Here is an 18,009-nt window from a genome sequence, read left to right on the forward strand (position 1 = left end):
AGCAGGGACGTCGGCAACGGAAGCGATGAAGACCGGAGGCGCGACATCGGTCGCGCCTCCGGCCCTGAGCCTCTTGCCCACATTCCTGCCGGTCTCTTCGCCGTGGCCGGCATCGCGATACCGCTGCGCTAGAAGAAGCCCAGCGGGTTAATGTCATAGCTGACTAGCAGGTTCTTGGTCTGCTGGTAGTGCTCGAGGGCCAGCTTGTGGGTCTCGCGGCCCACACCGGACTTCTTGTAACCGCCGAAGGCGGCATGCGCCGGGTACTGATGGTAGCAGTTGGTCCACACCCGCCCGGCCTGGATGCCGCGGCCCATGCGAAAGGCCACGTTCATGTCGCGGCTCCAGACCCCAGCACCGAGGCCAAATTCGGTGTCGTTGGCGATGGCGAGTGCCTCCGCCTCATCCTTGAAGGTGGTCACCGCCACCACCGGGCCGAAGATCTCCTCCTGGAAGACCCTCATCTTGTTGTGGCCCTTGAGCAGGGTCGGCTGGATATAGAAGCCCTTGTCGAAGGCCGCCTCGACACGCTCCACATGGCCGCCGGTCAGGAACTCGGCGCCCTCCTCGCGGGCGACTTCCATGTAGGAGAGGATCTTGTCGAATTGCTCCTGGGAAGCCTGAGCCCCCACCTGCACCTCGGTATCCAGCGGATTGCCGCGTTTGATCGACTGCGTGCGCTCCATCACCCGCGCCATGAAGTCGTCGTACATGCTCTCCTGGATCAGCGCCCGGGACGGACAGGTACAGACCTCGCCCTGATTGAAGAAGGCCAGCACCAGGCCTTCCACCGCCTTGTCGATGAAGGCGGGCTCGGCATTCATGATGTCGGCGAAGTAGATGTTCGGTGACTTGCCGCCGAGCTCCACGGTAGAGGGAATGATGTTCTCGGCGGCGCACTTGAGGATATGCGAGCCGACCGGCGTGGAACCGGTGAAGGCGATCTTGGCGATGCGCGGGCTGCTGGCCAGCGCCTGGCCGGCCTCGGCGCCGTAGCCGTTGACGATATTGACCACCCCGGGTGGCAGCAGGTTGTGGATCAGCTCCATCACCTTGAGGATCGAGGCCGGGGTCTGTTCGGCAGGCTTCAGGACGACGCAATTGCCGGCGGCGAGTGCCGGAGCCAGTTTCCAGGTGGCCATCAGGATCGGGAAGTTCCAGGGAATGATCTGCCCCACCACCCCGAGCGGCTCATGAAAGTGGTAGGAGACGGTATTGTGGTCCAGGTCGGTGGCGGTGCCTTCCTGAGACCGGATGCAGCCGGCAAAGTAGCGGAAGTGATCCACCGCCAGCGGCAGGTCGGCGTTGAGGGTCTCGCGCACCGCCTTGCCGTTGTCCCAGGTCTCGGCCACGGCCAGCATCTCGAGGTTCTGCTCGAGGCGATCGGCGATCTTCAACAGGATATTGCCGCGCTCGGCCGCCGAGGTGCGCCCCCAGGCCGGGGCGGCACGGTGGGCGGCATCCAGCGCCAGGTCGATGTCCTCGGCCGTGGAACGCGGGATCTGGCAGAACACCTCGCCATTCACCGGGCTGACGTTATCGAAGTACTGCCCCTTGAGGGGCGCCTTGAACTCACCGTCGATGAAGTTGCCATAGCGCTCGGCAAAAGATACCAGTGCGTCGGCGCTGCCAGGGGAGGCGTAGATCATGGCGTGGCTCCTGATTTTGGCTCATGTATGGGCGGCGGGGCATCTCCCCCGTCACCATTGAGCCTAGTGGAATCCCGCCGCTCCTTACCGCCAACAACCGATCATAGTGGTCATTCTTTAGTCTGAGCCTCTTCTCACTCCCCCCTTCCATTCTCTCTTCTGCCCTGCGTTTTCTCCTCAGGTCTGCCAGCCAGAAGGCCGGCAGACATGCTCATGGTGGCATCGCGCCTCATGCTCGGCGCTGGTGCAAAAGGCGCTCCAGGCGCCCCAACATGGTCACCTCGCCGTGCAGCCAGGGGGCCAGCAGACGGGTGGACAGCGGGATGAACAGGAACACCATCACCGGGGTCAGCGCGAGGGTGCTGACCAGCACACGCGGCACCAGCGGCAGGCCGGCCAGCAACTCACCGAACAGCAGCTGAAACAGCAGCGAGACCGGGAAGAAGGCCAGCCAGATCGCCACCGCCTGCTTCCAGCGCGGCGGGGTGTTGCCCTGGGCATCCTGGAACCAGCGGTCGATCCCCGTGGCCCGATATTCCTGGGGGGCCACGTAGAGGCCCTCGCCGCGGCCGAGCCAGGCACGGCGCGACGCCGAGTGTTCCCAGGCACGCATGGTCGCGGCATCCGCGAAGCGGAAAATGATCTGATTCCCACTTGCCAAAGTGATACCTCCTGCTAGCATCTCATAATGGACCTCTTCTTCAGCACGAACAAATTCAAACTCAACGGCCTAAGCTACCCAGGCTTTCCAATTCTTGTTTCCGCAGAGGGAAAGGTTGTTGAGGAAGCGCTGGACTTTTGCATCGCGCACCTGATCAAGCGCGGAAGGGTCCAATCCAAAAAATCGTGGATCACCTATGGGAAAGCGCTGTATCAATTCTTCGGTTGGTGTGAGGTGAATGGCATTGACTGGCGTGATGTGGGCAATGATCGAGAAGCAACGATTCTGGCAGAGTTCCGCGACTGGAACCTAAGTCCCGAGGGGGGAAGTCTTGCCGCGGCAACAGTTAATGCACGACTACGACTCCTCTGCGCCTTCTATCGGTATGCCGCCAACACTGGTTGGGTGACGACTGTTCCGTATGCCATGGAAACAGTCACGGTGAGACAACCGAAAGGGTTCCTGGCTCACGTCGATGCGAGTGGTGGTAAGCACACAAGCCCAGACATCATGCTGAAGACGCCCCGAACCGTCATTCGGGTGTTGAGCAAGCACCAGTCGGTTGATCTCCTGAACGCCATCACCAATCCCACGCACAAGTTGATCGTTAGATTAGCGCTCACGACAGGGCTGCGCCGAGAGGAACTTGCAACGTTTCCGCTGAAATACGTTATAAATCCGGCGACTTACACCAAGCACCGCTCTTTCATCCGGGTCAATCTTGATCCACGCGACATGACCATCAAAGGCAATCAGCCCAGAGGGATCGACGTGCCCCGCACCGTAATGGAAGCCCTCTGGCAATACGTCCTGGACCGTCGCTACCAGCATGAGAGCATTTCGGGGCAGCGCCAGTCCGTTTTGTTCCTGACGGAATCCGGCCAACCTTACGCGAACGACGGGGCAGCCTTCCTGGGTATTGTGAAGAAGGCTGGAGAGGTTGCCGGTATTCCTTACCTCAACGTCCATATCCTGCGCCATACCTACGCCACGCACACGCTGTACGCAATGATGCAATCCAAGGCCCAGACGCATGCCTTGCTGTATGTTCGCGACCGACTGGGCCATGCCTCGGTCACAACCACCGAGAAATATCTGCACTGCCTCTCAGAACTTGAGGATGCGCTGATGAACGACTACCAGAGTGAAATCGACCTCATCAGCAGGGAGATTGGCGATGCCTAGAAAAAAGCTACAATCCACACCCCCCCGCCCTGGCAAAGTCGCCAATGACGAAACGCTAGATCTCACGAGTCTGCCTCCTGCCAATAAGGTTGTGTCTTTGCCCGAAGGGGCCACGGACCAGCGTAACCTCAATTTCGCCAAGCACTACGGAAACGACTGCGATGTAGTGGTCTATGCCACTCAACGTGCAATGGATCGCATGGCCAAAGCTTCCATTGAAAGCGGTGGAAAAACGCATAGCGCGGCTAGTCTCGTCACATATTTCAGTAACGGAGTGTCATACTTAATTTCATTCTGCGCCACGATGGCTTCCGCGCTGGGACGCGAGCTGCGACTGGATGATATCGACCGTGAGTTCATCTATCACTTCATTTCCCATTTGCGGCAATCGGGGGGGAGCCTGGGTACCCAGAGAAGCCGATACCAAGCCGCCAAATCGTTACTGGTGGCGATGGGGCAATCAGGCTGGATTGCCAGAAATATTTTCCCGACCAATCCCTTCCCGAACTCGAATAGATCACACAACGGTCAGACCGCCCTGAGTGAACCAGAACGCCTTAGCGTTTTGCGGGCGATGAAAGCCGATATGCTGGAGATCATCAAAGGAAGTGGACCGCTAACATCTTATGAGCTGGTCACATGCCTGCTGGCAATTGCAGCGAGAACGGGTATTAATCCGACCCCTGCCTCGGAACTCCTAACCGACTGCCTCCACCCCCACCCCATCAAGAAAGACCGATACGTGCTGGTAAGTTTCAAGCGTCGTGGCAGCACCACGCACGTCCAGAGCCTGCGCCGCACCACCGATGTTGAATCGATGGTGTCTGCGCTGCCTGACGTGGCACGCATTATTGATCTTGTGCGTATTCGCAACGCTTCGCCACGACAGGCGAGCGATTACCCACAGCGGCTATTTGTCTACGTGAATCAGGACAATAGAAACGCCGGAAAAATAAGTCGCATGACGATGAACACACTCAACCGAGGCATAAAAGCATTTCTCGACCGCCACCAGATAAAAGATGCCGATGGCCAGCCGCTGAAGCTCAATGTCATGCGACTGCGCAAGACATTTGAGAACCGGTTGTTCACTCTGTCTGGCCAGGACCCGTTCCTGACCGCCAGACTCGGAGGTCATACCCCTAAGGTGTCCGACAACCACTATCTGGAGGCTCCGGAACGCGCCGAGAAAGACTGGCGTCTCATGGGCGAGGTTCGCATCGAGGAACTGCTTAACCATGAAAAAGTAGAGTTAGGGCCAACCCAGAAAACGCCGGTAGCCCGTTGTCGGGACACCTTGAACGGAGAGCGTGCACCCAAAAATGGCGAGCACTGCCAGAAGTTCCTGGCTTGCTTTCGTTGCCGGTCCTTCGTTGTGACGGGAGATGATCTATACCGTATCTTCAGCCTCTATTGGGGGCTGGTTAAGATGCGCCAAAGCATGGGAGCAAGTGCTTGGAAACAGGTTTACGGCCACATAATCCGGATCATCGACCGGGAGGTCACCCCACAATTTGATGCCGAGCTTGTAAGTATTCAAAGGCAACGGGCTAAAGTCGACCCGCACCCCTTCTGGCGTGATCCGGAACGGTTAGAGGACATCGCATGAACGAAGTCAGGTTCCGCGCCGAGCAGATGAAATCCCTCCAAGCCATCGAGGCAGGGGCCTTCAACCCGCACGCTGTTCTTACCGGGATGCGGCTGGAAGATGGCAGCTACCAGGTTCTGAGCTATTGTGGCGATGATGTCGTGACTCTCCCTGATAGTCTTTTCACTGCTGGGACAAGTAACAGCCAAAAACTATTAAACTTCTTGCGGGTGCCGCTGGCGTTTCGAGAAACATTCAAGACCTGCGTGACGTCTTACATACTGAAAGGAATTGAAGGAAGTTCCCCGCCCAAAGGAAATACGATTCGTCAATTTTTCTATCAGGCGATAGCTTTTCTTATCTGGCTTAATGATCGGGGAGTATCCCGGCTGAGCAATGTGACACCACTGATCTGCCAACAGTATGTGGAGTTCTGCAAAGAGCTAAAGGGTCATAAGGGAGAACCGCTTTCAGGTTCATACTTGAACCGGCGTTTTGTGGCTGTAAAAAACCTCCACATCCTCAGCCAACAGTCCAGTGACTCCATGCCTTACCCTTGGCAGGAATCGTCAGCATATAAACTTGCGGGGCAGAGTAAACTTTTTCACCAAGAAGCTAAGACTGAAATCATCCCGGATGACATCTTGGGATCGCTGCTCCAGTCGACAGTGGACTGGCTGGACCAGGCCGATGACATCATCAGTGTCCGCGAGCGAGTTGAAGCGTGGCTATTAGAGGGTATGAGCCGGAAGCCCATCCAAGCACGCTTGAATAAGCTGGGTTGGACAAAAAGTGAGTTGAGCGAAGCGGAGAGACACCTGCAAACTGCGTGTATGAGCATCGTCCTGATTACCAGCGGTATCCGCGTATCTGAACTGTGCTCACTGGAAAATCAATGCGCCTTCAAAACTCTGGATGAAGAGGGTGACTCCTTTCACTGGATGCGTGGAACCTCCTACAAGACGGGCGTAAGAGACTGCGAGTGGCTGGTGGCCGAGATTACTCACCGCGCCCTTGTCGTGGCTGAGCGCCTTGCGCAACCGCTACAAGCGAATCTGGAGCAGCGTATTTCAGCCCTGCGAACCGACAATCCGAAAGACGTCGACATACCCCAGCTGCGGGAGCATAGCCATCGCTTGTTCCTGGCTGTGGGAAAGAAACATAAATACGGGATTGAAACGCTTTCAATCAGTTCTGTCATTAAGCGCCTCAATACATTTGCTTCCCAGTGCGGGCTGGAATGGCGCTTTACGCCGCATCAGTTTCGTCGCACCTTCGCGGTCTACGCCGCTCACAGTGCCTTTGGAGACCTTCGCTACCTACGGGATCATTTCAAGCACTGGTCGCTAGACATGACCACGCTGTACGCCATGTCCCGGCAACAGGATGCCGATCTTTACGATAGCATCGGCCTAGCCGCACAGAGCATCAAAATGGATCTCCTGGAGCACTGGCTAGAACCTGATTCGATCCTGGTGGGTGGTGGTGCCGACCCGATCCAGGCCTTCCGCACGAAAAACGAGGCGCTTGCCACCAAGGAAGGGCGCGCTGAGATGGCCAAAACAATCAGCCCCTTGGTTCACCTGCGGGCCACCGGCGTCGCGTGGTGTACCGCCGACACTGGAGGCTGTAACGGCGGCCAGGGTATCGAGAAGACACGTTGTGCAGACTGTGGCAATGCCGTCATCGATGAATCACGCAAGTTCGTGTGGCAAGAGATCTATTCCCAGCAGCTCGAATTGCGTGATCTCACAGATATTGGGCCCGGAGGCACCGAGCGGGTCGAACGTGACATAGAACGCTGCGAGGTGGTCCTGAAGGGGCTTGGAGCAACCGGAGAGGACTTGGCTGATGTCGCAACCTGATGATACTTCCCAGCCGCTTACGCGGGGCGAATTGACTGCAAAGGCAATACGCCAGGCCATAGTGCGAATAGAGAAAGGCCGCCCCAAAGTGGTCGAACCAGGGCGCAAGCTCAGCATCCAGTCGGTGGCTGAGGAAGCCGGGGTCAGTCGAGCGACCATTCACAACAATCACCCTGGTCTTGCCGAGCGTATTCGGGAGGCGGGTAATAAGGCGGTTCGTGCACAGCGGGATGAAAAGAATACCGAGCTGAAGGAGCTAAGAGCCAAGTATACAGCACTTAGACAAGAGTATCTTGATATACGAAAACTCAGCCAAGATATGGCTTCTGAAATGGCCTCGTTAGTAGCTGATAATGAGCGTCTGCGATCCATCGTGGAGAATGAGAAAGTGGTCGGATTCCCCTCAAAAACTAGGTAAACCGGGTTATGTGGTTGGTGTGGACTTGTAGGTCTTCGCCTATGGGACACTGCGCTTCTCTCTGCCCCCTCCCTTTCGGTAATCAAAAAACTTTGGGCTTCACTTAAAGTATCTAGCTCTCCAGTTTAACTTTGCCGTTTTTAGCAGGCGCTTTCATACCTGATCGGGAAGGGGCAGGCATCCAAACTAACATCTGGATGTTATTTTCCGAGTAAAAAGTCATGGAGCTAATTTTTCAAAAACAAGTCAGCAGCAACTGCCTGTAATGCTGCGAAAAACTGACCTGATAGCTCGGCTCGTCAGCAAAGTCGCCTAGCGAGTAAGCGCTCGGGGAGGCCTTCTCCAGGTCTTGTTCAAAATTAAAGTCATTGCTGCAATCCGCAGCGTTTCCCTCCTCCTTGCCGCCCGACGCTGGGCTAGCTGCGGCCGCAGGCATCGGTACCTGGCTCAGCACGGCAAGATCCTCCGGTAGATCGTCGGCAATGCGTTCCGCGAATCGCTGTAGCGTCGTTTCCGCCAGCATGAACAGCCAGGCTTGATCATCGGCTTCGCCCATGCGCCGCAGGATTCTACCCAATACCTGCCGGTAGTGTAGCTCGGTACGGATGCGGCTGAGAAAGCAGCATACCTGCAAGCGGGGGATATCGGTCCCCTCGCTGATCATCCCGACTGCGACGATCCAGCGGCAATCGCTGTGTCGGAATGCATTGATGACCCGCTGAGCATTCGGGGTTTTGCTAGTCACGACGCACCAACTTTCCCCTCTGGCGTCAAGCGCCTGCGCTATCTGCTGGGCATGTTCGATATCGGTGGCGACTACCAGGCCCGCTGCCTCTGGCTGGCTTCGGCGAAGCGCGTCCAGCTTGTCGCTCCCTCGCGCGAGCAGTTGTTCAATCACCTCGTCATGGCGCAGCAAGTCTTCGTAAGTGACAGGCGACTCCCCCAGCAGCTCGGCGATATTGGGGAACAACCTAACGGTGTTCTCGGTTTCGACTGCTTCCGTGAGCGCAACTTGTTGGTTGTCCAGAAGCAGAATGCGGGGCGAACGGCACACTCCGTCCGCGATGGCTTCCTGCAGACCATACCGATAGTCGCAGATCAGCTGCCCCTTCGGAGATAGGTAACGCGCCAGGGCAATGGCGCGGTCATCAGAGCGCCACGGCGTGCCGGATAGCGCCAAGGTGAAGACGGCCCGATCCTGGATCCTCTGCAAGATCTGTTGCCCCCAGGCGTTGCTCAGCAGGGGATCATGGCCGGCGCAGTGATGGATTTCGTCGAAAACGACGAACACGCGATAGTCGTCGAGCAGTCGCCAGAAGATCTCATCGCGGTACTCCATGGCTTGATAGGTGTAAGCCCCCCCCACCGCGCCGAGCAAGCCGTCCAGACGCTTGCCGAGCACCGCCGAAAAGGTCGAGCGGAAGCCGTCGACGACCTGGCACGACGGTGCGAAACAGAGCACCAGATCGATCTTGCCTTGGTCAAGCAGGCATCGGGTCAGCTCCGCCGCCATGCGTGTCTTGCCGGCACCGGGGGTCGCCTGGCAGAAGAAATGCGATGTGGAAAGGAAGTGCTCCAGTGCCGTGTCGATACACCGGCGCTGCCAGACTCTCAGCGATGCCGTCATCGCTGAGAGGCCACCGCCTTGAGTGTGTTCTCGACGGCACGAAGATGTCCCAACAGGCGTGAGCTGCGGTCCTTGGCCCCCCGATACTCGCTCTCGACCTGGTCCTTTAGATGGGGCATGTCATCGAGGAGCTGCTTGTAACGCTCCGTTTCGCCCATCGACGACAGGAAGTCGAGCTGGATCTCTTTGAGGAGGCCTTCCAGATACGTCTGCTCATCGGACGACGTTGGGGGTGTCGAAGTACTCGACTCGGGCGTTGACGAGTTCAGCTTCTCTTTACGCGCGGGCTTGAGGCTATTCTCGAAGCCGTTGTCGATCAGCTCTAAATGCAGGTGCGGCGGGATGGTTTGTAGGTGGTAGACCTGTCCTCGCTTGCGGCGCTCTTTGTCAGGTACAAGCCAGCCCGCCCTGAGCATGCGCCGAATCTGCTCATACACATACCGGCGCACATCGCCGAGACGAAAGTCGGTGCCTTCAAGGTGCTTGGCGTAGGCATCCCGCAATTCGCGGGTGGTGAATTGCGTGCGCCCCTCCTCCTGGAGAAGGTCATACAGTCGCCTGTCGAAGATGAACGAGACGGTTTTCATGCAGGCACCTGAGCGGTTGTCACAAAAATGCGGATTATAGTCCGTGGCCTGTGAGTCCGCAAACACACGATAGTGCTGCCTCAAATGAAATTGAGGCAGTCATGGATCCATTGGCAAAAGCGTTGGGGGCACGCATCCGGAAACAGAGAAAGGCCTGTCGGCTGTCTCAGGATGCACTGGCGCTGGCCTGCAGCATTGACCGCAGCTACGTAGGCCGCATCGAACGTGGCGAGGTGAACATCACGGTCGAGAAGCTGTACCTCATCGCCGGGGAGCTGGCGTGCGATCCGGCATCGCTTCTTCCTCGCATGACGGAGTTTCAGGTCAGCTAGCCCCTCACGCTTTAGAGAGGCATTCAGCGTCACGTCGTAGGACGTCGCCGACAGACGCTGTAAGGCAGCGCATGTCGCCGCCAGCGCTATGCCCTCTCTTGCCCCTCGCTCCGCGCCCCTGTGTATGATGGTGGTCATCCATCATCACTAGAATCAGTACACCCGGAGACGCATCGTGAACACGGACAGTCACTCTCAGACGGCGGCCTTCATCTGGTCGGTCGCGGACCTGCTGCGCGGCGATTTCAAGCAGTCCCAGTATGGGCGGGTGATCCTTCCGTTCACCCTGCTACGGCGCCTGGAGTGCGTGCTGGCGCCGACCAAGGCGGCGGTGCTAGCCGGGGCCCAGGAGCACCAGAACAAGCCCGAGGCGGTGCGAGAGAAGCTCCTGCTGCGGGCGGCCGAGCAGCAGTTCTTCAACGCCTCGCCGCTGACGCTGGGCACCCTGTCGGACACCCAGACCGCCGACGACCTGATGAGCTACGTGCAGGCCTTCAGCCAAGATGCGCGCGAGATCTTCGATCACTTCCACTTTGAGGACTTCGTCCAGCAGCTGGCCGCCAACGACCTGCTCTACCAGGTGGTGCAGCGGGTCGCCAGCATCGACCTGAGCCCGGCCACGATCAGCAACTACGGCATGGGGGTGATCTTCGAGGAGCTGATCCGCAAGTTCGCCGAGAGCTCTAACGAGACCGCCGGGGAGCACTTCACGCCCCGCGACATCGTGCACTTGACCACCTCGCTGGTGCTGACCGGCCAGGACGAGACCCTGCGCCCGCACCGCATCGCCACCGTCTATGACCCCACGGCGGGCACCGGCGGCTTCCTCTCCGAGAGCGACGAGTACATCCAGCAGGTCAGCGATCGGGTCACGGTGTCGCTGCACGGCCAGGAGCTGAACCCCGAGTCCTACGCCATCTGCAAGGCCGACATGCTGATCAAGGGCCAGGACGTGGCCCAGATAAAGCTCGGCAACACCCTCTCCGACGACCAGCTGCCCGCCGAGCGCTTCGACTTCATGCTCGCTAACCCGCCGTTCGGGGTCGAGTGGAAGAAGGTCCAGAAGCAGGTCACCGACGAGCACAAGCAGAAGGGCTACGACGGTCGCTTCGGCCCGGGCCTGCCGCGCGTCTCTGACGGCTCGCTGCTGTTTCTGATGCACCTGGTCAGCAAAATGCGCAGCCCCAAGGACGGCGGCTCGCGGATCGGCATCATCCTCAACGGCTCGCCGCTGTTCACCGGCGGGGCCGGCAGCGGGGAGTCCGAGATCCGCCGCTACCTGCTGCAGCACGACCTGGTCGAGGCGATCGTCGCCCTGCCCACCGACATGTTCTACAACACCGGCATCGCCACCTACGTATGGGTGCTCTCTAACCACAAACCGGCCGAGCGCCGGGGCAAGGTCCAGCTGATCAACGCCACCGAGCGATTCACCAAGATGCGCAAGTCGCTGGGCAGCAAGCGCCAGTACGTGACTGACCGCGACATCGACGAGATCGTGCGGTGCTATGGGGCCTTCCAGGAGACCGAGGAGAGCAAGATCTTCCCGGTGGAGGCTTTCGGCTACCGGCGCATCACCGTGGAGCGACCGCTGCGCCTCAATTTCCAGGCGAGCCCAGAGCGCCTGGCCAGGCTCGATGACGAGAAGGCCCTCCAGAAACTCCCGGAGGCCGAGAGAGAGGCTCTCAGGGCCGCCTGCGCCACCCTGGACGCCGAGCGCTGCTACACCAATCGGGACGCCTTCACGAAGGACCTGAAAGCCGCGTTGAAGCCCACCGGCCTCAAGGTCGGCGCCCCGATCCTCAAGGCCCTCCTCAACGCCCTGTCCGAGCGCGATCCCGAGGCCGAGATCTGCACCGACAAGAAGGGCAATCCCGAACCCGACAGCGGTCTGCGCGACAACGAGAACGTGCCATTGGACGAGTCGGTATTCGACTACTTTGAGCGCGAGGTGAAGCCTCACGTCCCCGACGCCTGGATCGACGAAGACAAGCGCGATGAGTTGGACAACCGTATCGGCATCGTCGGCTTCGAGATCCCCTTCAATCGGCACTTCTACACCTTCGAGCCGCCACGCCCGCTGGAGGCGATCGACGCCGACCTGAAGGCCTGCACTGACCGGATCAAGGCGATGATTGAGGTGCTGTCGGCATGACAAATTTGACGGGATCAAATTTGAACAGGCGCGAAGCGGCTGGCCCGAAGGGCGACGGCAGGGATAGCCCGAGTAATTTTCCGAAGTATCCCGACTGCAAGGACTCCGGTGTCGAGTGGCTGGGCAAAATACCTAAGCACTGGGGTTTTTCGCGCTTAGGTTTTGAATCATGGGTTAGGGCTCGTCTGGGCTGGAAAGGATTAAAAGCAGATGAGTATGTCGATGACGGGTATGTTTTCCTCTCGACACCTAACATAAAGGGAACGTCAATTGACTTCGAAAAAGTAAACTACATAACCAAGGAGAGATTTGAAGAGTCACCAGAAATTTCGTTGAAAGTAGGCGATGTCCTTCTTGCAAAAGACGGCTCAACACTTGGCACTGTAAATGTGGTGCGCCACCTCCCTCGCCCCACAACTGTAAACAGCTCTATAGCAGTAATTACTGCTGGGAAAAACCTGTACGGGCTCTACTTAAGCTATGTTTTCCAGAGCAGCTTCATGAAAGCGACTATTCAGGCAATCAAAGGGGGTATGGGTGTACCACATTTGTTCCAAGCAGATTTGACCAAGTTCTACCTGCCTTTGCCGCCAGGGGTTGAGCAGTCCACCATCGCAGCCTTCCTCGACCACGAGACCGCCCGCATCGACGCCCTGGTAGAGGAGCAGCAGCGCCTGATCGCGCTGCTCAAGGAGAAGCGCCAGGCGGTGATCTCCCATGCCGTGACCAAGGGGCTCGACCCCGACGTGCCGATGAAGGACTCCGGGGTCGAGTGGCTAGGCGAGGTGCCAGCGCACTGGGATGCAATAGCGCTGAGACGTATTCTCAAACGCATTGAACAGGGCTGGAGTCCAGAATGCTTCAACTTCCCAGCGGAGCCTGATAACTGGGGGGTCCTCAAAGCGGGCGCCGTTAATAATGGGGTTTATCGGGAGTCTGAAAACAAGGCCCTTCCTGATGACTTAGAGCCTAGAGGTGGGATTGAAGTCAAGGTGGGCGACCTTATTATGTGCCGAGCAAGTGGTTCGCCAGACCTGATTGGGTCAGCGGCTCACGTCACTTCTACTCGATCACGGCTAATGCTTTCAGATAAGCTGTTTAGGCTTGTTTTAAACGACAATTCAGAACCATCTTATGTCTCATTGATGCTCGGCAGCGCCCCAGTTCGCCGTCAAATTGAGCAATCAATCAATGGCGCTGAAGGTCTTGCCAACAACCTTTCTCAAGGCTCGATAAAAGGGCTACTTATTACGCTCCCCCCCGTAACTGAGCAACAAGAGATTGTTGCCCGAGTACATCAAGAAATCATCAAGCTGAGGCAGCTCTTGGATCAGGCTAGGCGCACAGTTGAGCTCCTGAATGAACGCCGCTCCGCCCTGATCTCTGCCGCCGTCACCGGCAAGATCGATGTGCGCGGCTGGACGCCGCCGGCCGACGCGGCGCCAGCGCATCAGGAAGCCCGTATGGAGGCGGTATGACCCAGGGACGCAGCATCCGACTCTTCCTAGTGGACGGCACGCCCAACGGCCTGCTGACCGCCGAGATCATGAACTGGACCGGGCATGTGCTCACCGGGCCGCGCAGTAAGCTCAGCGAGCTGGTGCAGCGCCCGGAGTGCGGCCGCACCGGCATCTACTTCCTGGTCGGGCCGGACCCCGAGAACAGCCTGCGCCCGCTGGTCTACATCGGCGAGAGCGACGACGTGGCGACGCGCCTGAAGCAGCACAACCGCCCCGAGGAGAAGGGCGGCAAGGACTTTTGGGGGTAGTTTCAATGCGACCACTTGCGACTTTTATCCTATCTTTATCGTCCATTGCCTTAATTAGCTGCTCCTCTGTTAAGTATGAGAGCAGAATAACGGAGATGGAAAGGGGGTGGAAAAATTTGGCTTTATACGCAAATCCAGCGTTTTCTCTTCTTGAGGCTGAAAGAGAAATAGGCCAAGAGAAAAGGCACAGGGCTGAATTAAGGATAAAAAATGTATGCTTTCGTGAATTTAGGAACCAAGCCAACGCCCTTTACAGAGAGATCCTCACCCCTGGATTTAGCTTTGTTTATGATGAAAAAATGAATTATCGCGGGGCGGGAGCCGTGTCAAAAAAAGCAGAGTCAATACAGGATTCTGCTGAAGACTGCGCAAAGGAAACTGGCTTTGAAGCCGAATTTTTCCTGACACACCTTCAAGACGGTAGTGAGATGTCTTTCTATGAGTGGGTTAGAAAAGCCCACTACTTTACATCAGAAAAAGATTTCGCAGAAAGGGAGCTAAAAGAAGCAGTAAGAAATGACAAAGATGCCATGCGCAAATTCATAACCATTGGGTCAGTTACAGTAGGGGTTGCTGCAGCCGCACTGTCAGGCGCCCTTGATGGCTCTAGCTTTATAAGCCAAGATTCCTACTGGGTGAACGGATACACAAAAAGTGATGGAAGCTATGTCCGAGGCCACTGGAGAACCCTCCCCAACAGCACATGTATAGATAATATTACAGGCTGCTAGTGAACAATCAATTAGTTAAACCCGCCACTAAAAACACCTTCGGACTGCGAAAGAAAATACTCGATATAAGCCACCAAGTTCTAGGGCGGATCTGTGGCAACGACAACATCAACGACCGAATCGACAAGTTCCTCGGTCTGGGGAAATTGCCCGACTGCTGCAGGCAGGAGTAGGCTAAAGAAAACTATAACTTAAGACCCGCAGGACACGCAGGGAGCCGGTATGGCGAACAGCAGGGAAGCACAGTTTCAGCAGGACATCATCGACGCCATGGCCGCCGGTGGCTGGCGCGTGGGCAAGGCCAGCGGCTATGACCGGGTCAATGCCGTTTACCCCGAGGACCTGGTCGGCTTCTTCCAGGAGGCTTACCCGGAGCGCTGGGACAAGTTCGCCAAGGCCCACCCCAAGGCCCCCGAGACGGCGCTGATCAAGGCGGTGGTAAGGGAGCTTGAACGTGAACGCGGCGGCACCCTCGAGGTGCTGCGCCACGGCTTCAAGGTGCCGGGCAACAAGGTCGAGCTGTGCAGCTTCAAGCCCGACCACGGCATGAACCCGGACGCCCAGGCCCGCTACCGGGCAAACCGGCTGCGGGTGGTGCCAGAGGTCTCCTACTCCCCCCACGCCCGCGAGAGCGACTCAGGGGCGGCGAAGAGCTATAACCCGCGCCTGGACCTGGTGCTGTTCGTCAACGGCCTGCCGGTGGCCACTCTGGAGCTCAAGAGCGCCTTCAAGCAGTCGCTAGAGAACGCCAAGCGCCAGTATCGCTACGACCGGCCGGTGAAGGACCCGGTGACCCGCAAAGCTGAGCCGCTGCTGACTTTCAAGCGCGGAGCTTTGGTTCACTTCGCGTTGAGCCAGGACGAGGTGGCGATGACCACCAAGCTGGCCGGCGACAAGACCTTCTTCCTGCCCTTCAACCAAGGCAGCGAGGAGGGCGGCGCCGGCAACCCGCCGGCACCGAATGACGCCACCTACGCCACGTCCTACTTGTGGGATCGGGTCTTCCAACCCGATGCCTGGCTGAAGATCCTGGGCCGCTTCCTGCACCTGGAGCAGGTCACCAAGGAGGACTTCGATGGCCGCCGCCAGACCAAGGAGACGCTGATCTTCCCCCGCTTCCACCAGTGGGACGTGGTCAATCGACTGGTCGAGACCACACGCCAAGAAGGGCCGGGACGACGCTACCTTGTGCAGCACAGCGCCGGTTCGGGCAAGTCGAACTCGATCGCCTGGGCGGCCCATCAGCTGGCCAACTTGTACGACGAGGACGGTCAGAAGCAGTTCAATTCGGTGATCGTGGTCACCGATCGCACGGTGCTCGACAGTCAGCTGCAAGACACCATCTACCAGTTCGAGCATGCCCATGGCGTGGTGTGCCCGATCACGCGTGACGTCGGCAACCAGAGCAAGTCCGAGCAGCTGGCGGCGGCGCTGGCCAGCAATACCCGCATCATCATCGTCACCATCCAGACCTTTCCGGCACTGTTCGATGCTCTCGACAAGCGCCCCCAGTTGGCCGAGGGCAGCTATGCGGTGATCGCCGACGAGGCGCACTCCTCGCAGACCGGTTCCTCGGCCAGCAAGCTCAAGGCGTTGCTGGCGGCCGCCGGGGAGGCCACTGGGGACGATGAGGAAGTGAGCGCCGAGGCGCTGATGGATGCCGCCGTCAGCGCCCGCAAGCCAAGCGAACGGATCAGCTACTACGCCTTCACCGCCACCCCCAAGGCCAAGACCCTGGAGCTGTTCGGCCGGGCACCCGACCCCGAGCTGCCTGCCAACAGCGACAACAAGCCCGAGCCCTTTCACCTGTACTCGATGCGCCAGGCCATCGAGGAGGGCTTCATCCTCGACGTGCTGGAGCGCTATACCACCTACAGCACCGCCTGGAAGCTGGCCCACCCGAACGGCGACGACCAGGAGGTGGACTCCAAGAAGGCTTCACGGACCCTGGCCAAGTGGGTGCGGTTGCACCCCCACAACATCGGCCAGAAGGTCGAGGTGATCGTCGAGCACTACCGGGCCAACGTGAAGCACCTGCTGGACGGCCAGGCCAAGGCCATGGTGGTCACCGCCAGCCGCCAGGAAGCGGTGCGCTATGCCCTCGCCATGCGCCAGTACGTGAAGGACAAAGGCTACCAGGACGTGCACCCGCTGGTCGCCTTCTCGGGCAGCGTGCTGCCGGATGGCGTGATCGAGGAGGAGTTCACCGAGACCAGCAGCAAGCTCAACCCGGGGCTCAAAGGACGCGACCTGGCCGACGCCTTCGATACCGATGACTACAACGTGATGATCGCGGCCAACAAGTACCAGACCGGCTTCGACCAGCCCAAGCTGTGCGCCATGTACGTGGACAAGAAGCTGCAGGGCGTGGACTGCGTGCAGACCCTCTCACGGCTCAACCGCATCTTTCCGGGCAAAGAGACCTTCATCCTCGATTTCTTCAACGACCCCGAGGAGATCCTCGGCGCCTTCGCGCCCTACTACCGCAAGGCCGAGCTGGCCGACGTCTCCGACGCCAACGTGGTCTATGACCTGCAGCAGACCCTGGATGCCAGCGGGATCTATCACTGGGAGGAGGCCGAGGCCTTCGCCACCGCATTCTTCGACCCCAAGGCCCCTGCCAGCAAGCTGAGTTACTACTGCCAGCCGGCCAAGGAGCGCTTCACGACCCGCTACAAGGCCATCGTCGATCAGATCGAAACCTGGCAGGCGGCGAGGAAGCAGGCCGAGCAACAGGGCGACCAGGCCGGCGTGCACCGCGCCGATCAGGAGCTCAAGGACGCCGGCACCACCCGTGATGAGCTCGACCTGTTCCGCAAGAACCTGACGAGCTTCGTGCGCACCTATGAGTTCCTGTCGCAAATCGTGCACTTCGACGACCGCGAGCTGGAGCAGCTATGCGTGTATGCCCGCCACCTCGCCCCGCTCCTGAGGATGGAGCGGCTCGAGGAGGACGCCATCGACGTCAGCGAGCTCGAGCTGACCCACTACCGGCTGACCAAGCGCGCCGAGCACCAGCTTCGCCTGGAAGAAGAGCAGGGCGACTATGGCCTGCAGCCGATCAGCGAGGTCGGCTCCGGCAAGCCCCATGATCCCGAGAAGAAACGCCTCGACGAGATCATCGACAAGCTGAACGACCTCTACGGGGCCGAGGTCAGCGACGACGACAAACTGCACTTCGCCAATGGCATCGCCGACCGCATCGAGCGTGACGAGAACGTGATGGCTCAGATCCGGCACCATGATTCGGACCAGGTGATGCATGGGCTCTTTCCCAAGAAGGTCGAGCAAGCGGTCATGGATGCCATTACCGACCACGAGAAGCTCTCGATGCCGCTGCTAGAGGACGAGGGGACCGGGCGGGAGTTCGCCCTGCTGATTCTCAAGCTGTTGGCAGACAGATCCCGTCAAACCACACGAAGGCCTGAACAATGACCAGTTTC

Annotated in this window: 13 protein-coding genes and 1 pseudogene; 10 read left to right on the top strand and 4 right to left on the bottom strand. The window is 58.7% G+C overall.

All coding sequences use genetic code 11. The annotated features are described in order from the left end of the window. Nucleotides 1-128: 128 nt before the first annotated feature. Both IEJ03_RS11260 and IEJ03_RS11265 read right to left on the bottom strand, forming a co-directional pair. Nucleotides 129-1,649 (bottom strand): aldehyde dehydrogenase family protein, encoded by a 1,521-nt coding sequence (locus IEJ03_RS11260; protein ID WP_192034952.1) that lies wholly within the window; start codon nt 1,647-1,649, stop codon nt 129-131. A gap of 229 nt (nt 1,650-1,878) precedes the next feature. Beyond that, nucleotides 1,879-2,295, bottom strand: a pseudogene (locus IEJ03_RS11265) (antibiotic biosynthesis monooxygenase); the annotation flags it as partial. A gap of 42 nt (nt 2,296-2,337) precedes the next feature. On the opposite strand from IEJ03_RS11265, the gene IEJ03_RS11270 reads away from it, so the two are divergent. The 4 genes from IEJ03_RS11270 to IEJ03_RS11285 are packed head-to-tail and all read left to right on the top strand — an operon-like array spanning nt 2,338 to nt 7,366. Further along, complete coding sequence (locus IEJ03_RS11270) at nt 2,338-3,495, top strand: tyrosine-type recombinase/integrase (RefSeq protein ID WP_192034953.1); 1,158 nt, start codon at nt 2,338-2,340, stop codon at nt 3,493-3,495. Next, nucleotides 3,488-5,104: a hypothetical protein gene (locus IEJ03_RS11275; RefSeq protein WP_192034954.1), complete on the top strand. Its 1,617-nt coding sequence runs from the start codon at nt 3,488-3,490 to the stop codon at nt 5,102-5,104. The genes IEJ03_RS11270 and IEJ03_RS11275 overlap by 8 nt, the downstream gene beginning before the upstream one ends. Continuing rightward, nucleotides 5,101-6,948 (top strand): tyrosine-type recombinase/integrase, encoded by a 1,848-nt coding sequence (locus IEJ03_RS11280; RefSeq protein ID WP_192034955.1) that lies wholly within the window; start codon nt 5,101-5,103, stop codon nt 6,946-6,948. The genes IEJ03_RS11275 and IEJ03_RS11280 overlap by 4 nt, the downstream gene beginning before the upstream one ends. Next, the gene (locus tag IEJ03_RS11285; RefSeq protein ID WP_192034956.1) at nt 6,935-7,366 is read left to right on the top strand and encodes a hypothetical protein; all 432 of its coding nucleotides are present in this window, start codon (nt 6,935-6,937) and stop codon (nt 7,364-7,366) included. Before IEJ03_RS11280 ends, IEJ03_RS11285 begins: the two co-directional genes overlap by 14 nt. Before the next feature lie 235 nt (nt 7,367-7,601). Here IEJ03_RS11285 and IEJ03_RS11290 read toward each other — a convergent pair whose 3' ends face one another. After that, the gene (locus tag IEJ03_RS11290; protein ID WP_192034957.1) at nt 7,602-8,993 is read right to left on the bottom strand and encodes a DEAD/DEAH box helicase family protein; all 1,392 of its coding nucleotides are present in this window, start codon (nt 8,991-8,993) and stop codon (nt 7,602-7,604) included. Then, nucleotides 8,990-9,580, bottom strand: coding sequence for a hypothetical protein (locus tag IEJ03_RS11295; RefSeq protein ID WP_192034958.1), 591 nt, complete (start codon nt 9,578-9,580; stop codon nt 8,990-8,992). Before IEJ03_RS11295 ends, IEJ03_RS11290 begins: the two co-directional genes overlap by 4 nt. 101 nt (nt 9,581-9,681) lie before the next feature. Here IEJ03_RS11295 and IEJ03_RS11300 point away from each other — a divergent pair, with 101 nt between their 5' ends. From IEJ03_RS11300 to IEJ03_RS11325, 6 genes are all read left to right on the top strand, one after another. Then, on the top strand, nt 9,682-9,912 hold the full coding sequence (locus tag IEJ03_RS11300) for a helix-turn-helix transcriptional regulator (protein WP_192034959.1): 231 nt from the start codon (nt 9,682-9,684) through the stop codon (nt 9,910-9,912). A gap of 175 nt (nt 9,913-10,087) precedes the next feature. Further along, entirely contained in the window at nt 10,088-12,067 is a 1,980-nt protein-coding gene (locus IEJ03_RS11305) for a class I SAM-dependent DNA methyltransferase (RefSeq protein WP_192034960.1), read from the top strand. Beyond that, nucleotides 12,064-13,545, top strand: a complete 1,482-nt coding sequence (locus tag IEJ03_RS15830) for a restriction endonuclease subunit S (protein WP_202884367.1) — start codon at nt 12,064-12,066, stop codon at nt 13,543-13,545. Before IEJ03_RS11305 ends, IEJ03_RS15830 begins: the two co-directional genes overlap by 4 nt. Beyond that, a complete protein-coding gene (locus tag IEJ03_RS11315; RefSeq protein WP_242457946.1) occupies nt 13,542-13,835 on the top strand; it encodes a hypothetical protein in 294 nt (97 codons plus the stop codon). Before IEJ03_RS15830 ends, IEJ03_RS11315 begins: the two co-directional genes overlap by 4 nt. A gap of 95 nt (nt 13,836-13,930) precedes the next feature. Further along, nucleotides 13,931-14,566, top strand: coding sequence for a hypothetical protein (locus IEJ03_RS11320; RefSeq protein WP_192034961.1), 636 nt, complete (start codon nt 13,931-13,933; stop codon nt 14,564-14,566). Between the two features lie 222 nt (nt 14,567-14,788). Continuing rightward, nucleotides 14,789-18,001, top strand: a complete 3,213-nt coding sequence (locus IEJ03_RS11325) for a DEAD/DEAH box helicase family protein (RefSeq protein WP_192034962.1) — start codon at nt 14,789-14,791, stop codon at nt 17,999-18,001. Nucleotides 18,002-18,009: the final 8 nt, after the last annotated feature.

The organism is Halomonas sp. YLGW01, from assembly GCF_014840935.1.
Lineage (GTDB): Bacteria > Pseudomonadota > Gammaproteobacteria > Pseudomonadales > Halomonadaceae > Onishia.

Excerpts from the sequence above, each read along its gene's own strand:
- IEJ03_RS11315 (WP_242457946.1), top strand. The coding sequence starts at position 13,542 with ATGACCCAGGGACGCAGCATCCGACTCTTCCTAGTGGACGGCACGCCC.
- IEJ03_RS11260 (WP_192034952.1), bottom strand. The coding sequence starts at position 1,649 with ATGATCTACGCCTCCCCTGGCAGCGCCGACGCACTGGTATCTTTTGCC.
- IEJ03_RS11290 (WP_192034957.1), bottom strand. The coding sequence starts at position 8,993 with ATGACGGCATCGCTGAGAGTCTGGCAGCGCCGGTGTATCGACACGGCA.
- IEJ03_RS11300 (WP_192034959.1), top strand. The coding sequence starts at position 9,682 with ATGGATCCATTGGCAAAAGCGTTGGGGGCACGCATCCGGAAACAGAGA.
- IEJ03_RS11275 (WP_192034954.1), top strand. The coding sequence starts at position 3,488 with ATGCCTAGAAAAAAGCTACAATCCACACCCCCCCGCCCTGGCAAAGTC.
- IEJ03_RS11295 (WP_192034958.1), bottom strand. The coding sequence starts at position 9,580 with ATGAAAACCGTCTCGTTCATCTTCGACAGGCGACTGTATGACCTTCTC.
- IEJ03_RS11280 (WP_192034955.1), top strand. The coding sequence starts at position 5,101 with ATGAACGAAGTCAGGTTCCGCGCCGAGCAGATGAAATCCCTCCAAGCC.
- IEJ03_RS15830 (WP_202884367.1), top strand. The coding sequence starts at position 12,064 with ATGACAAATTTGACGGGATCAAATTTGAACAGGCGCGAAGCGGCTGGC.
- IEJ03_RS11285 (WP_192034956.1), top strand. The coding sequence starts at position 6,935 with ATGTCGCAACCTGATGATACTTCCCAGCCGCTTACGCGGGGCGAATTG.
- IEJ03_RS11270 (WP_192034953.1), top strand. The coding sequence starts at position 2,338 with ATGGACCTCTTCTTCAGCACGAACAAATTCAAACTCAACGGCCTAAGC.
- IEJ03_RS11325 (WP_192034962.1), top strand. The coding sequence starts at position 14,789 with ATGGCGAACAGCAGGGAAGCACAGTTTCAGCAGGACATCATCGACGCC.
- IEJ03_RS11320 (WP_192034961.1), top strand. The coding sequence starts at position 13,931 with ATGGAAAGGGGGTGGAAAAATTTGGCTTTATACGCAAATCCAGCGTTT.